This is a genomic window from Rhabdothermincola sp. (assembly GCF_036846205.1).
Classification (GTDB): domain Bacteria; phylum Actinomycetota; class Acidimicrobiia; order Acidimicrobiales; family Acidimicrobilacustridaceae; genus Rhabdothermincola.
Genome location: NZ_DAIUCK010000033.1, coordinates 14,842 through 29,613, shown reverse-complemented (window position 1 = coordinate 29,613; position 14,772 = coordinate 14,842). Strand labels below are relative to the sequence as shown.

Here is a 14,772-nt window from a genome sequence, read left to right as displayed (position 1 = left end):
CTTTGGGGGCGTACGCCGGCGACCGCTAGAGTGGCCCGGTTCCCGCCCCGTTCGTCTAGCGGCCTAGGACACCGGCCTCTCACGCCGGCAACACGGGTTCGAATCCCGTACGGGGTGCTCGCCGAGGACCTCGACCGCTTCGAGCGCGGGCTCGACGGTCGACCGCCACACTGGTCTGCTCCCAGCCACTGTGTCAGGCGTCACTGCTATCGTCGCCGTGATGGGAATCGGCAGTTGGCACACCCGCCGGCGCGGTTGGCGCCTCACGCCGGGACCCGCCGCTGACGGGTTCCTCGCCCCGCCTGGCCGACCGACCGAGCCGGTGGGCTCGACCAGGCCGCTCGCCGTCCCCGGGCCGGTCGCGGAGCCGGTCGAGCGAGAACAGGATGTCGGACGCGAGCCATGCCACGGTGGGTTCTCGGTGTCAGGGGCGATCGTTGACGTGGCGAGGAAGCCGGCCGAGCTCGGTGACCTCCTGGCGATGTGGCCCGAGGTGCACACGGTCGTTCACACGGACGACACCGACAGCGAGGAACTCTCTCGGCTGCTCTTCCCTGATCACCCCCCGGTGGACGTTGCCGGGTGCCCGTAACGCTTGCGCCAGGTTCAGGTCGACTGCGGGGTGACCGGCCGTCCCGGACGGACATCCTTGCGCAGCCCCGCCCGGTCCTTGACCACCTGACCGGCGACGATCACGTACTCGATGCCCACCGAGGGCTGTGCGGGATCTTCGATGGTCGCCCGATCGGCGACGGTAGCCGGATCGAACACCGTGACATCCGCATCCGCCCCGATCTGCAGCCGGCCCTTACGCCGCATCGCCGGCACCCGAGCCTCGAGCCGCCGGGCGGGGAGGATGGTCATCTTGGCCAGCGCGTCGGTGAGGGAAAGCACCCCTTCGTCGCGTACATAGCGACCGAGGGTGCGGCTGAAGGTTCCCGAGCATCGAGGATGGTTGTTGTCGCCCTCCTCGAGAATCGCGTCACTGCCGATCATCACCCAGGGGGTCTCGAGCGCCAGGCGCAGATCCGACTCGGGGATGGCGTGCGCGGCGACCAGCTTGTTCTCCGCCCGGTAGCGGCGGAAGCTGTCCTCGGTCAGCCGCTCACCGGTGCCGGGCAGTTCCAGGTCGCTGTAGCTGATGCGGAAGCGCTCCTGCCAGCCGTCCGCGAACCGGGCGGAGGCGAGGGTCGTGGCCCAGAAGTCGTAGGGGTACACGCAGGCGGAGACGTCGACGCCCCGGGAGCGAGCCTCGTCGAGGCGAGCCAGGGCTTCCTCCATGACGTGGGTGGTCATGGAGGTGATGTGGTCGACGTGCACGGCGGCGCCGGTGCGCTCCGCGACGGCCAGCAGCTCGTCGATCGCTGCCAGGCTGCCCTCCTGGGCGGTGCCGGGCCAGGAGTAGCGGATGTGGGAGAACACCGGCATACCGTGCTGCGCGGCCACCCCGGCCAGGGCGGCGATCTCCTCGGTGGTGACCCACGGGGTGTACTCGGGCTCTACGTCGAGCCCGATCCAGCCGTCGGCGAAGCCCTCCGCCAGCGCTCGCTCCAGAAGCTGGATCTGTGCCGGAGTGGCCGCTTTGGTGGGGAGCTTCGCTTCGACGTCACGCATGTGCGGGTTGTCGAATGCGCCGCCGTAGTGCACCGGGGGCCGCTGGCTGTCGCTCCCGTAGAACTCGAAGAAGCCCTTCGCGGTGTTGTTGATGCCGTGCATGCCGAGGTTGGTGGTCACCCCGTCGGCCACCTTGTTCCACACCCCGTACGGGTTTGGCTCGTAGCTCAACACGTCGATGAAACCCGGTGCCACCACCAGCCCCGTGGCATCGAGCACCTTCGTGCCGACCAGCGGCTCGGTGGAGATGGATCGGATGCGGTCGCTGTCGATACCGACGTCGGCCACCGCGTCGAAGCCACTCGCGGGATCGATCACCCGCCCGCCGGAGATCACGAGAGTGAAGGTGTGCCCCGGTGGGGGCGGCGGGTCGGCGCCGTCGATCGCCGGCGGTCCGGGTGGAATGCGTTCTCCGGTGACCTCCAACCGGACCTGGTCGCTGCCGGGTTCCCCGCCCCGGGGCAGGCCTCGCAGCAGCACCACGTTCGCGGCCGCGAACCCGCCCACCAACAGGAGCTTGCGCCGAGTCGGGTCGGCCGGCTGCGCCGGGTGTTCCGGCGGCGGGTCGGGCACGTCGAGCGAATCTAGCGGGGCGGCTGCGGCAGGCGGACCCGGCGGTCGTGGTCAGAAGGCCGTGTCGTTGTACCGGTTGATCGCCGCGTCGATCTCCTGCTGAGCCTGGTCGAGCGACTGCTCCGGTGAACGGCCGCCGAAGATGAGAGCGTCCTGGCTCTTGCGGACCGCTTCGCGGAACTCGTAGTACGGGCCGATCAGCGGCCCGGGGAAGCTGGGATCGATGTCGGCGATCTCGTCGTTGGCGATCTTCAACCAGCGCCCCGACAGGCTGCCCGAGTAGAACGCGCGGACCTCGGGGAGGTCGTTCGCGGCTTTCACGTAGGGCAGGTACGACCCGGCGATGAGCATCACGGCCTGCGACTCGGGGCTGTTCATGAACTTCATGAAGTCCCACGCTGCCGCCTTGACCGGATCGGGCACGGTGTCGATGAGGTACCAGGCCGCGCCACCCATCTGCGTCTTGCCGACCGCATCGGCATCGAGTGCGGGGAGCACCCCCGCGCCGATGTCCAGCCCGCTGAGCTGGCTGGGGTCGAACCCGTCCGCGCCGATCCGGGACAGGTCGAGGTTGCCGCCGAGGAAGGCTTCCACCGAGGTGGCCGCGGAGGAGCTCTCCACCATCATCGACGCCTGGCGGTAGGCCATCGCCAGGTACTGGTCGATCTGGCCGGCGACCGACGGCACGGGGTTGAGCAGGCCGTCGGCGTTCATCTGCTGGAACCAGGTGTACAGCTCGAGGGCCTGCGGGTTGCCGGCCAGGGTGCCCGCGGTGGTCTCACCCCCGCCGCGCCCGTTGTCGTTGTCGACCACGGCGGAGCCGGCGCCGGTGAGCCAGAACTCCGTCTTCCACGATGAGAACTCGTGCACCAGGGGCCGGTCGACCACCCCCGCGGCTTTGATCTTCTCCGCGTACTCACGGACTTCCGCCAGCGTCGAAGGGGTGCGGTCCGGGTCGAGTCCCGCGGCCCGGAAATGGTCGCGGTTGTAGAAGAACAAGACGTTGCCGAGGTTCGCCGACGCCGGCCAGAGGACCCCGTCGATCGTGTAGTAGCTCTTGGCCGTTTCCACGAAGCCGCTGGTGTCGTAGCCCTCGGCATCGATGCAGGACTGCGCGGGCAGCACGACGCCGCTGTCGGCCATCGACTGGGTGAAGGTGTCGTCGACCATGATCAGCGCGGGGAGCTGGCGCGACGGCACCGCGGCGGCGAACTTGCGCTGGATCTCTTCATAGCTGGTGCCCTGGTTCTCGAGCCGGACCCGCACTTTGTTCTGCGAGGTGTTGTAGCGCTGGACGAGCTGCTGGAGCGCGTCGAGGGGCCGGGCCTGCTGGGTGTGCCACACCACCACCTCGACCGGGCTGGTGGCCGTGTCGAGCGCGTCGACCGGGCAGGGGGGCAGCCCCTCGCTGGCGGACCCCTGGCTGGTGTTGTTGCCGCCGCCGCACCCGGACGTCACCAGCGCCGCGAGCGCCAGGCTCGCGATCCACCGTCTTGGCGTGCTCATGTCAGAAGCCCTCCTCCTGGTAGCGCTCAAGGGCCGTGGTGGTGGCGGATGCTGCGACACGTAACGCGTCCGCGGGCGCGTCGCCGGCGAAGACCACTGAATCGATCGAGTTCCGGATCGCTGTCCGGAACTCGTCATGGGGACCGATCAGCGGACCTGGGAAGCGCGGGTCGACCCCGTTCAGCAGCTCGTCGTACGCGAGTGCCAGCCACCGGCCCGAGGTCGTGGTGGACCACCATTCGATCAGCGCCGGGTCGCGTGTTGCGGCCACGTTGAAAGGCAGGTAGCCGTCCTCGAGGTTCCAGCGCACCTGGCTCGGCACGGAGTTGACGAAGGTGATGAAGTCCCAGGCGGCCGCTCGCACCGCTGGTGCGGTGGTGTTGGTGATGTACCAGGCGCCTCCGCCCATCTGCAGGCGACCAGGTTCGCGGATGCCCGGGACGGCGGCGGCACCGATGTCGAGGGCCTGCAGGTCGATGTCTGGATAATCGGTGCCCCCGGGGACTCGCAGGTCGCCATTCAGGAATGCCTCGATCGAGGTGGCCGCGGTGGAGGTCTCGATGGTCATCGAGGCGTTCTGCTGGGCCATGGCGAGGTAGTGATCGATCTGGCCGGGAGTGTTGGGCACCACTCGGAGCAGGCCGTCGCGCACCATGTCCTGGATCCACGTGTAGAGCTCGACCGTGGTGTCGGTGTCGAAGGCTGCTCGGGTGGTGATGCTGTCGCCCCGGCCATTGTCGTTGTCGACGATCGGCACTCCGGCACCGGTCAGCCACATCTCGATCAGAGGTGGCCCGAGGTTGAGCACCACCGGGGTGGCGACGACCCCGGCGTCCTTGATGCGCTGCGCGGTGTCCCGGAGCTCGGCCAGGGTGGCCGGGGTGTCGTTCACGTCGAGGTTCGCCCGCCGGAAGTGGTGGCGGTTGTAGTAGAGCAGCGCACCGGAGAGGTTGAGCGAGGCCGGGTAGAGCACGCCGTCGATGGTGTAGTAGTCGATGCCCGCTCGGAGGAAGTCGCTGGTGTCGTAGCCGGTGGCGTCGATGCAGGACTGCGCAGGGAGCACCGTGCCGCTGTCCGCGATGGCGACGGTGACGGTGTCGTCCAGGATGGCGATGGCGGGCAGGTCGCGAGCGCCGATGCCGGCCTGGTACTTGCGCCACACCTCATCGTTGTTGGTCCCCTGGTTCTCGATGCGCACCCGGACCTTGCTCTGCGCCGCGTTGTACTGGTCGGCCAGGGCCCGCAGGGTCTCGCCGGTCTTGGCTTGCAGGAACGTCCACACCACCACCTCCACCGGCCCGCTGGCCTGCTCGAGCGCACCCACCGGGCACGAAGGGAGGAGCGTGGTTGCGCCCTGTTCGCCGCCACCCGTACCCACGTCATTGCCTCCAGCCCCATCGCCGCCGCCCCCGCAGGACGCGAGCAGGAGCGCGACGGCGAGGAGGGCCGGTCGGCGGGTGGTGTGGATCATGTGCTGCTCAGAAGTTCGTGTCGTTGTACTGCGCGAGGGCGGCGTTGATCTCCGACGCCGCGGTGTCCAGCGCGGTCTGGGGCTCAGTGCCCGACAGCACCACGGAGTCGAAGGCCTTGCGGATCGCCGCCCGGAACCGGTCGTAGGGCCCGATGAGCGGGCCGGGGAAGTTCGGGTTGATGCCCGTGATCATCTCGTCGTAGGCGATGGCGAGCCAGCGACCCGCCAGGTCGTCCTTCCAGAAGGCCTGGATGCGGGGATCCTCGGCGGCTGCTCGCAGCCAGGGAAGATACGAGCCCTCGAGGTGCCAGACGACCTGCTGGTCGAGCTGGTTCCACCACTTCATGAAGTCCCAGGCGCCGGCCTGCTCGGCGGGCGGGGAAGTGTTGAGCATGAAGAACGCATTGCCGCCGACCTGTGCCTTGCCGGCTTCGTCGATGCCGTAGACCGGTCCGGCGCCGATGTCGAGGGCGGCCAGGTCGACGTTGCCGGCATCGAGCCCAGCGGCCACGCTGGTGTCACCACCGAGGAACGCCTTCACCGAGGTGGCCGCCGTGGAGGTCTCGACCAGGATCGAGCCGTTCTGCTGGGCCATGGCCAGGTAGTGGTTCACCTGACCGGGCGTGGCGGCGATGCCTTGGAGGAGTCCGGCGTCGTTGAGGTCCTTGACCCATTGGAGCACGGCGAGGGCCTCGGGACCGACGAACGCGGCCTCCGTCGTCTCCCCGTTGCCACGGCCGTTGTCGTTGTTGACCAGCGGCACGCCGCTGCCGGTCAGCTGCGTCTCGAGGAACCACGAGTCGAGCTTGAGGACCACCGGACGGTCGACCACGCCCGCGGCCTTGATCTTCTCGGCGTACTCCCGCACCTCGGCCAGCGTGGCCGGTGGCTTGTCCGGGTCGAGACCGGCCCGCCGGAAGTGGTTCTTGTTGTAGTAGGTGAGGATGTCCGAGAGGCTGGCCGAGGCCGGGTAGAGAACGCCGTCGACCGAGAAGTAGTCGACCGCTGGCTTCACGAACGGATCGGTGCTGAGGCCCTCGGCGTCGAGGCACGACTGGGCGGGAAGCACCGTGCCGCTGTCGATCATGAACCGGGTCGTGGTCTCCTCGCTCACGATGATGTCGGGCAGGTCTCGCGGTGTGGGCAACGTCGCCTCGAACTTGCGGAGCAGCTCCTCGTAGGACGGCCCCTGGTTCTCCGCTCGGACCCGCACCCGGGGCTGGGAGGCGTTGTACGCCTTCACCTGGGCTTGCAGCGTGGCTTCGGTCTTGGCGCTGAGGGCGTACCAGAGCACGACCTCCACCGGCTGGGTTGCGGCGTCGAGCGCGCCGACCGGGCAGGCCGGCAACTCCTTGCTGGCCTGGCTGGTCGTGCCGGCGGAGCCGCTGTTGGCACCATTGCCACCGCTGCCGCTGCAGGCGCCGAGTACCAGCACGGTCAGCGCGATCGCGGTGACGGTGGCGATCCGGCGGGGTCGATGAGTACGCACGAGACCTCCTTGTCCTGATCTCATCAGCCCTTCACCGCGCCGGCGGTCAGGCCACGGATGAGTTGACGTTGCAGGAAGATGAGCAGCGCCAGCACCGGTAGCGCGGCGAGCAGGGCGGCCGCGAGCCCCACGTTCCCCTGCTCGACGGTGCTGGCCGACAGGGACTTCAAGCCGATCTGGATCGTCTCCCAGCGTCCCTCGGTGACCACCGCCCGGGGCCAGGTGTACTGGTTCCACGCGGCGAGGAACGAGATCACCGCGAACGACGCGATCACCGGTCGGGTGACCGGTATGGCCACTCGCCACAGGAAGGCCAGGTGCCCGTAGCCGTCGAGCTGGGCCGCGTCGCGCAGGTCACGCGGGATGCCCAGGAAACCTTGCCGGATGAGGAAGGTGCCGAAGGCTGTGGCGAGGAACGGGGCCACCAGGCCCGGGTAGGAGTTGAGCCAACCGAGCCCGCGGATGGTCTGCACGTTCGGGATCAGGGTGACCTCGATCGGCAACATCAGGGTGGCCATGAACACGAGGAACAGCACCCGCCGCAGTGGGAACCGGAGGAACGAGAACGCGTAGGCGGCCAGGACCGACGTGGCGAGTTGCGCGAGGACGATGATCGCGGTCACCACCACGCTGATGCGCATCTTGGCGCCGAGGTCACCGAGGCTCCAGGCCCGGGAGAACACGTCCCATTGGATGGCCACCGGGTAGAGCGGTTGACCTTCTCGCACGTACACCGCCGGCGTGGACAGGGCGCGCACCAGCGTCATCCACACCGGGAAGAGCACCACGAGCGACAGGGCCGTGAGTACGACGTACCACAGCACCTTTTTCCAGGTGGCCTGGGTGGCGTCAACTCCCATAGTGCACCCGCTTCTCGAGGATGAGGAACTGGGCCAGGGACACGACCAGGGTGACCGCGAACAGCCCGATCGCCATCACCGCACCCTCACCCTGGCTGAGCGGCTGCTGGCTGTTGAAGATCTTGAACACCAGCGTTTCCGTCGAGCCGGCTGGACCGCCGGCGGTGAGGATGTCGATCTGGGCGAAGGCTTGGAGCGCGAATATCACCAACACGACCACCAGGAACATCAGCGTGGGCGAAATGAGCGGCAGGGTCACCCGGAAGAAGCGGCGCACCGGCCCGTAGCCGTCGAGCGTGGCGGCTTCATAGATCTCGTCGGGCACGGCCTGCAGCCCGGCCAGCACGATGATGAACGTCAACCCGAGGTTCTGCCACACCGAGGACAGCGCGACCCCTCGCAGCGCGGTGTCGGGGTTGGACAGGCTGAGGAAGCCGACGTCGCGGAAGTACCCCGCTTGCGGGTTGATCAGCACGAAGAAAACGACGGAGGCCACGGCCACGGAGCTGGCCACGGTCGAGGCGAAGATCGTCTGGAAGACCTTGATGCCCCGCAGGTGCCGGTTGGCCGCCACCGCGAGCAGGACCCCGAGCACCAGGCCCAGGGGCACGGTGTAGAGCACGTACCGGCCGCTGATCTCGAGCCCGGAGCGGAAGTTGTCGCCGCCGAGCACGTCGGCGAACTGGGGCCAGCCCACGTACCGCTCGGCGGTGCCGAAGCGGTTCTGCTGGTGCAGCCCCAGGTAGAAGAGGCGGTAGAGGGGATAGAAGAAGAACCAACCGAAGATGGCGGCCGAGGGCGCCAGAAACGCCACGGCCAGGAGGTTGTCCTTCACCTTGCGGGACAGGTGGCGGACCTCGTGCGGCGGTGCCGCCTCGACGCTGCCCCGGGCGGGTCGCGCGACCGGCTCGGCCTCGATGGTCAATTGAGGCGCTCCGTCGTGGAGGGGTCGAAGAGGTGCACCGCGTTCGCACCTTCGACGCCGAGTCGTACCTTTTCACCGGCCTTGGGGCCCGCGCCCTCCGAGGGCTCGCGGATGGTGACCTGGGAGCCAGCCAGCTCGCAGACCACGTGGCGCTCGTGCCCCAGCCATTCCACCGCCACCACGGTGGCCTCGACCGCGCCGGCACCGCCGCCGATCACCAGGTGTTCGGGCCGCACGCCGACGACCACCCGGGTGTCGTGAGCCACCGGCTCGCCTCCCACATCGGCGACACGGAACCGCCCGGCGCCGAGGTCCACGAACGCCTCACCCGCGTCCACCACGAACCTGCCCTCGATCGTGTTCATAGGAGGACTGCCGATGAAGCGGGCCACGAAGAGGTTGTGCGGACGCTCGTAGACCGCTTGCGGAGGGCCGACCTGCTGGAGGCGTCCGTCGTTGAGGATGGCGATGCGGGAGGCCATGGTCATGGCCTCGACCTGGTCGTGGGTGACGTAGAGGAAGGTCGTTGCGAGACGCTCGTGGAGCGAGACCAGCTCGAGGCGGGTCTGGGCGCGCAGCTTCGCGTCGAGGTTCGACAGCGGTTCGTCCATCAGGAACGCGGCCGGCCGGCTCACGATCGCTCGAGCCAGCGCCACCCGCTGGCGCTGACCCCCCGACAGCGCGGCCGGCTTGCGGCCCAGCAGCTCGGTGAGCCCGAGCGTGCGGGCTGCCTCGTCGATGCGCGCCTGGCGTTCGGACTTGTTCAGCTTGCGGGGTGGGCCGCCGTTGACCGCGAACTTGCGGGCCACCAGCGGGGATTCGATGTTCTTCGCCACCGTCATGTGCGGGTAGAGCGCGTAGCTCTGGAACACCATCGAGACGTTGCGGTCTTTCGCCTCGATGTCGTTGACCACCCGGTCGCCGATGCGCAGGGTGCCCTCGGTGATGGTCTCGAGGCCGGCCACCATGCGCAGGGCGGTGGTCTTGCCGCAGCCCGACGGGCCGAGCAGCACCATGAACTCCTCGTTGCGTACCTCGAGGGTGAGGCGGTCGACGGCGGTGACCTCGCCGAACCGCTTGGTGATCCCCTCGAAGACGACCTCGCTCATGGTGGGCTCATCCTCCGAGCCGGTTGCGGTCGGCTCCAGGGGCGAACGTCCCGAGATGTGGCCCCATCGTGTCGCCGACAGCGGAGTGGTGTGGCCTGACCACCGTACCGTGGCCGGCGCCGCCGCCGAGGCCATCCGGATCCGGCCACCGGGACAGCCCCCAGGCGGTGAGCGTCTCGTGGATGCGCCGAGCGACTGGTGGCGCCAGCAGCGCGTCGAGCAGGGCGACCAGGTCGGGCAGGTCGGGGAACGGTTCCAGGGCGAGCCGGGCGAAGGTGCCTTCGTCCGCCCACGCCGCGATGGTGGCGTCGATCGCGCCGAGCGGGCCCATACCCGCGGCACACGACGAGCGCAGCCGGCCCCACGGCCAGGTGTGGGCGAACACGGGGCCGAGCGCGCTGACGACGTCTCCGGACTCGGCCGGGTCACCGTGCGCAACGGAGGTGCTGAGTGGGAGCAGGGCGACGACGTCGGGCCAGAAGGGCGGGCTACCCGGCTCGGCCTGAGCGCGCCGGGCGACCGCGTCGAGCCAGAGGGTCGCGAGCAGCAGGCCGGAGTCGGCCGGCGGTGGCGGGGTCGGCAGGGCCAGCACCCGGGCGCAGGCGTCGGACAGACGGCCGTGCGGGCCGCCGGCGCTGCACACGGGCAGCGGATCGACCCCTCCGCTGTCGAGCACGGTGACCTGCTCCCCGGAGCGGGCGACCAGGTGCACGAAGGGCTGGTGCTCGGCGAGGACCGCGCCGGTGTCGAGGCAGCGGGTCCGCACGTGTGCGACGACGCCGAACGCCCACCACGACTCCGGCGCTCGGAAGCCCCGTAGCTCGGCAGCAGGATCGCCAGCCACGAGGTCGCGGAAGTGGAGCTCGACCTCGCCCGAGGCCCATGAGACCCCGAAGGCGATCGGCGGATCGCCAGGTTCAGCGGTGGCGAGGAGACTGCCCGCCAGGTGGCGGAGGCGGGTGTCGGTGAGTGAGGTGGCCATGGTGCGATCCCTTCGGTGACGAGCCGCCTGGTCGATCCTTCGACCGTGTGCGTCGTGCGGCGACGTGGTATCCGGCGACCCGTGGTGCAGCTCGAAGCGGCACCGGCGGGGGATCGCGAGCCCATCGGCAGTATGAGCGGGAGGTGTGACAGGAACTGGTCAGCGGGCGATGAACGCCGAGGTGAAGAACGGGGTCCAGCGATTGATGGCTGGCAGCGGTGCACCATCGGGGGCGGTGAAGCCGGTGAAGCCGTGGACGTTCGCCGCGGTGACGTAGGCGGATCGGTCCTGGATCAGGAACACGTACGGCAGGTCCGTGGCGAACGCCCGCCAGACCTTGGCCCACTCCTGCGCCCGGATCGTGGGGTCAGCGGTACGTCGCTGGGCCGCCAGCGCCTGGTCGACCACCTCGCTGCGGTGCCGGGCGAAGTTGAGCTTGATCGGCTTGTCCGGATCGGCGTTGGAGGACACCACGAAGTGGTGCATCCCATCGGGATCGGCGTACCCGAAGAACCCACCGAGGTAGACCGCCTGGTAGTCACCGCCGACGAAGCGTTGCACGAAGCTGACCGTTTCCAGCCCCACGATCTCCACCTCGATGCCCACGCCGGCCAGCACCTCTTTCAAGTACTCCACGGGCCGTAGCGCATTGCCTGCGGCGATGGCCAGGATCTGCAGCCGCAGCGGGCCGTACTCGGCCTCGTAGGAGGCGACCAGCTCACGGGCGTGAACCGGGTCGAAGGCGGGGTAGCCGTTGTCCGCGTACCAGCGATTGCCCTCCGGGTAGGGCTCGGACACGATCGGGAACGACTCGTCGAACAGCACCGCCCGGAACGCTTCCCGGTCGATGCCCTCCACGATCGCCTGGCGCACCCGCAGGTCGTCGGTGGGCGGCGCGTCGAGGTTCATCAGCAGGACGTGGATGCCGGTCATGTCCACGTCGTCGACCACCCGCAGACCATCAGCCGCCAGCGAGGCGAGGTCGCGGGCGCCCGTCCCGTTGGCCTCGGCCACCTGGATCTCACCGGTGCGCAGGGCGTTGAAGCGGGTGGTCGGGTCGGGCATGGGGCGGAACTCGATGCGGTCGACGTAGGGAAGCCCCTCCCGCCAGTAGTCCGGGTTGCGCACCGCCTTGAATGACCGGTCGGGCACCCATTCCTCGAAGACGAACGGCCCGGTGCCGATGGGGTGCCTGGTGTCGCCCGAGCGCACCTGCTCCGGAGCGATCACGTAGCCGGGTTGGTCGGCGAAGGTGAGCGGCATCGACGACCAGGGTCGGGTGAAGCCCACCTGCACGGTGAGGTCGTCGAGCTTGGTGATGGTGGGCCGCTCCGGCAGCGACACCGACGCCAGCGGGCTGGCCACCACCCCGTCGAGGTAGACGATCAGCGCGTCCGCGTCGAGCGGCTCGCCGTTGTGGAACCTGACCTCGGGTCGCAGCTCGATGGTCCAGGTGGTGAAGTCCTCGTTGGGAACGAACGCCTTCGCCAGGTAGGGCTGCCAGTTGCCGTCGCGGTCCATGACGACCAGCGGGTCGAGCACGGCGCGGGCGATCTCGAAACCGGGTGCGGACCACTGGCTGGCGAGCGGGTTGAAGCCGTCGACCTCGCTGCTGGTACCCACCACCAGTGCGCCGCCGTGCACCGGTTCCACGGCGGTGTCATCCGCTGCCGACCGGTCGTCGGTGCTGCCAGCTCCCGTGCAGGCGCCGATCACCATCGTGAACGCCACAGCGATCAGCGCCGTGATCCACGATCCCCGCACCGCCCCGGTGCCGGGGCAGTGGTGTGTCCCCTTCACACTGACCCCCTCGCTCGCCCCGGGCCCCCGCGGCGCGAGCCGGCGTAACCTTAGGGCCACCCCGGTCGGAGCGTCGGTCGGACCGGCGATCCGGAGCCTGCACCCGAGGAGGCGCGATGTCGGTCGATCTGCGGACCCGGATCGATGGGCCACCGACCCCCTTCGATACCCAGGCCTTCTTCGAGCTGCAGCTGCCCGAGGGGCTCGACCGGCACCGCGAGGGGATCGGACCGGGTCTGGCCCTGCTGGACCCACGCCCGCTGGTGATCGAGCTGCCCGGCGCGACCTGGTCGCTGCAGGCGTCGGCGGGGCGGGTGCAGGTGCGAGCGGGCGAGGCGATCGCGGGTGGCGGAGGCCGCCGGGCGCGGGTGCGTCTCACTCACGAGCAGGTCGCGGACCTGGTGCGCGACCAGGTCTCGTTCATGGGTCTGTTCTCGTCCGGGCGCCTCGACCAACCAGAAGGCAAGCTGGGTGACCTGCTCGACTGGTGGCTGGTGTTACGGGCCGCGCTCGACGGCACACCGATCCACACCCCGGGCGCGGTGCGCTTCGAGGACCGAGATGGCCACCCCCTCGACCTGCACCGTTCGTTCAGCCTGACCGATGACCCCGATGAGATGCGCTGGTTCCTGGAGCAGGCCGGCTTCCTGCACCTGCGCGGGGTGTTCACCGAGGCGGAGATGGCCGCGGTGTCCGCCGACATGGACCGCGCCGCGCCGTCGTTCCACCCTGGTGACGGCCGGTCGTGGTGGGCCACCACCGCGTCCGGCGATCGACGGGTGGTACGCATGCAGGGCTTCGACGCCCTTTCGCCCGCCACCGCCGAGTTGCTCGAGGATCGTCGTTTCCTCGCCCTCGGTGAGCTGCCCGGGGACGGCCACGTGTTCGGTCAACGGCGGGCGAACAACCGCGTCGAAGCGTTGTTCAAACCGATCGGGGTGGTCGAGGGCATCTCGGACGTGCCCTGGCACAAGGACTGCAGCCTCGGCCGTCACAGCTACGAGTGCTGCAGCTTGACCGTGGGCATCTCGGTCACCGGGGCCGACGCCCGGTCGGGGCAGCTGCGGGTGCTGGCGGGCTCGCACCGGGCGCTGGTGTGGCCGGCGTTCGTGCGCGAAGGCAACGACCTGCCCGAGGTCGACCTGCCGACCGCCACCGGCGACGTCACCGTCCACCTGTCGTGCACGCTGCACATGGCCCAGCCCCCGGTGGAGCGGGAGCGCCGGGTGCTCTACACCGGGTTCTCGTTGCCGGTGCCCGAGGGTGCCAGGGCCGCGGCCGCCGCGGAGCGGGGACGCCTGCGAGCGGTGCGCGAGGCCGCGCCGGTATCGGTCTCGCAGGAGCCGGGGCACCTCGGCGGGTGATCACCGCCGCCGGCGCCGCCGCCCTTACACCGCCGCTGCTCAGCGGTGGCGGTAGGCGGTGGGCTCCATCGGCTCGTAGCCGGGGATCCGTTCGAGCGGGGTGGTGACCTGCACCTTGCACTCGGGGTTGCCCTGCAGCTTGCCGTGCGACCAGCGGATCTCGCAGTAGCCCTCCACGATGGTGGTGGCCTTGGTGGCCTTGTCGGTGATCTGGGCTCGCCAGTCGACCTGTGGCTGGCCGGCGTGGGCGTCGAGCACCGCGAAGCGTCGCAGCTCGTAGCGGTCGCGCCAGCTGCGGGTGTCGCAGACCCGGAGTCGCACGGGGGACCGCCCTTTCGTGCCGAGCAACCAGTAGGGGCCGCCGGCGATGCGCAGCATGCGGAACAGCATCTGGGTGCGCTGGGGGAGGGTGGCGCCCTCGATGCGGCGCCGCCAGCGCAGGGTGGTCTCGACCGACACGGCTCGGCAGAGCTCGGCGTAGGCGGCCTCCTCGCCCGGGGAGGGTGCCCGAGCGCGCATCGAGGCCTTCAACTGGGCCCTGGCCTGGGTGTCGAGGTCGCGCACGTCGTCGGGGAGCGAGCTGAGCGGGAGCTGGGCGCGGGCCTGCTCGTAGAAGGCTTGCAGTTCGTCGAGGGCCACCTCCTCGAACCACGACACCCTCGACTCGATCGTGTGGTCGGCGAGCAACTCGTCCACCAGCGAGCCCGGCGAGGTGTTGAGCACACAGCGCGAGTCGTACTTGGCTTGGATGAACCAGACCCCCTCGACGGTGAGGTCACGGGGTACGTCGGAGGTCCACACCGATCGCGCGCCGCCCGACCATTCGATGAGCTCGGGGCGGCGGCCTCGCAGCACGTGGTGGCGGAACGCCTGGCCGTTGGCGACCGCTCGCAGGAGCAGGCCCCGGTTGGGGCCACCCTGGCGGGCCTCGGGCAGGATGACCGGCTGCCACACCGACCGGTCGATGCCGGGCAGCTCGACGGCTTCGAGATCAGCGGGCCAGCGTTCGGTGGGGTCGTGCACCAGCCCGAGGGCCGTGCCCAGCTCGGTGAGGTGGGTCTTGCTGCTGGCCACCGATG

11 protein-coding genes and 1 tRNA gene are annotated in these 14,772 nt (G+C 69.6%); 2 read left to right on the top strand and 10 right to left on the bottom strand.

From position 1 onward, the window contains the following. Positions 1 to 44: 44 nt before the first annotated feature. Positions 45 to 117 (top strand) — tRNA-Glu (locus V7004_RS06855). A 489-nt stretch (positions 118 to 606) separates the two neighbouring features. Here V7004_RS06855 and V7004_RS06850 read toward each other — a convergent pair. From V7004_RS06850 to V7004_RS06810, 9 genes are all read right to left on the bottom strand, one after another. Further along, the gene (locus V7004_RS06850; protein ID WP_334142955.1) at positions 607 to 2,187 is read right to left on the bottom strand and encodes an amidohydrolase family protein; all 1,581 of its coding nucleotides are present in this window, start codon (positions 2,185 to 2,187) and stop codon (positions 607 to 609) included. Between the two features lie 51 nt (positions 2,188 to 2,238). Continuing rightward, entirely contained in the window at positions 2,239 to 3,693 is a 1,455-nt protein-coding gene (locus tag V7004_RS06845) for an extracellular solute-binding protein (protein WP_334142954.1), read from the bottom strand. Position 3,694: 1 nt separating this feature from the next. Further along, positions 3,695 to 5,164, bottom strand: coding sequence for an extracellular solute-binding protein (locus V7004_RS06840; RefSeq protein ID WP_334142952.1), 1,470 nt, complete (start codon positions 5,162 to 5,164; stop codon positions 3,695 to 3,697). A 7-nt stretch (positions 5,165 to 5,171) separates the two neighbouring features. Next, entirely contained in the window at positions 5,172 to 6,653 is a 1,482-nt protein-coding gene (locus tag V7004_RS06835; protein WP_334142951.1) for an extracellular solute-binding protein, read from the bottom strand. A gap of 23 nt (positions 6,654 to 6,676) precedes the next feature. After that, positions 6,677 to 7,513 (bottom strand): carbohydrate ABC transporter permease, encoded by an 837-nt coding sequence (locus V7004_RS06830; RefSeq protein ID WP_334142950.1) that lies wholly within the window; start codon positions 7,511 to 7,513, stop codon positions 6,677 to 6,679. Next, positions 7,503 to 8,438: a carbohydrate ABC transporter permease gene (locus tag V7004_RS06825; protein ID WP_334142949.1), complete on the bottom strand. Its 936-nt coding sequence runs from the start codon at positions 8,436 to 8,438 to the stop codon at positions 7,503 to 7,505. Before V7004_RS06825 ends, V7004_RS06830 begins: the two co-directional genes overlap by 11 nt. Then, positions 8,435 to 9,547, bottom strand: a complete 1,113-nt coding sequence (locus V7004_RS06820) for an ABC transporter ATP-binding protein (protein ID WP_334142948.1) — start codon at positions 9,545 to 9,547, stop codon at positions 8,435 to 8,437. The genes V7004_RS06825 and V7004_RS06820 overlap by 4 nt, the downstream gene beginning before the upstream one ends. Before the next feature lie 7 nt (positions 9,548 to 9,554). Beyond that, complete coding sequence (locus V7004_RS06815) at positions 9,555 to 10,529, bottom strand: hypothetical protein (RefSeq protein ID WP_334142947.1); 975 nt, start codon at positions 10,527 to 10,529, stop codon at positions 9,555 to 9,557. Positions 10,530 to 10,688: 159 nt separating this feature from the next. After that, positions 10,689 to 12,329: an ABC transporter substrate-binding protein gene (locus V7004_RS06810; protein ID WP_334142946.1), complete on the bottom strand. Its 1,641-nt coding sequence runs from the start codon at positions 12,327 to 12,329 to the stop codon at positions 10,689 to 10,691. Positions 12,330 to 12,445: 116 nt separating this feature from the next. Between V7004_RS06810 and V7004_RS06805 the strand changes: the two genes are divergently transcribed. Next, the gene (locus V7004_RS06805) at positions 12,446 to 13,693 is read left to right on the top strand and encodes a phytanoyl-CoA dioxygenase family protein (RefSeq protein ID WP_334142945.1); all 1,248 of its coding nucleotides are present in this window, start codon (positions 12,446 to 12,448) and stop codon (positions 13,691 to 13,693) included. A 39-nt stretch (positions 13,694 to 13,732) separates the two neighbouring features. Here the strand turns inward: V7004_RS06805 and V7004_RS06800 are convergent, their stop codons facing one another. Further along, entirely contained in the window at positions 13,733 to 14,767 is a 1,035-nt protein-coding gene (locus V7004_RS06800; RefSeq protein ID WP_334142943.1) for a hypothetical protein, read from the bottom strand. Between the last annotated feature and the right edge of the window lie 5 nt (positions 14,768 to 14,772).

Coding starts and splice junctions, on each gene's coding strand:
- V7004_RS06845 (WP_334142954.1), bottom strand. CDS start 3,693: ATGAGCACGCCAAGACGGTGGATCGCGAGCCTGGCGCTCGCGGCGCTG.
- V7004_RS06830 (WP_334142950.1), bottom strand. CDS start 7,513: ATGGGAGTTGACGCCACCCAGGCCACCTGGAAAAAGGTGCTGTGGTAC.
- V7004_RS06840 (WP_334142952.1), bottom strand. CDS start 5,164: ATGATCCACACCACCCGCCGACCGGCCCTCCTCGCCGTCGCGCTCCTG.
- V7004_RS06820 (WP_334142948.1), bottom strand. CDS start 9,547: ATGAGCGAGGTCGTCTTCGAGGGGATCACCAAGCGGTTCGGCGAGGTC.
- V7004_RS06815 (WP_334142947.1), bottom strand. CDS start 10,529: ATGGCCACCTCACTCACCGACACCCGCCTCCGCCACCTGGCGGGCAGT.
- V7004_RS06805 (WP_334142945.1), top strand. CDS start 12,446: ATGTCGGTCGATCTGCGGACCCGGATCGATGGGCCACCGACCCCCTTC.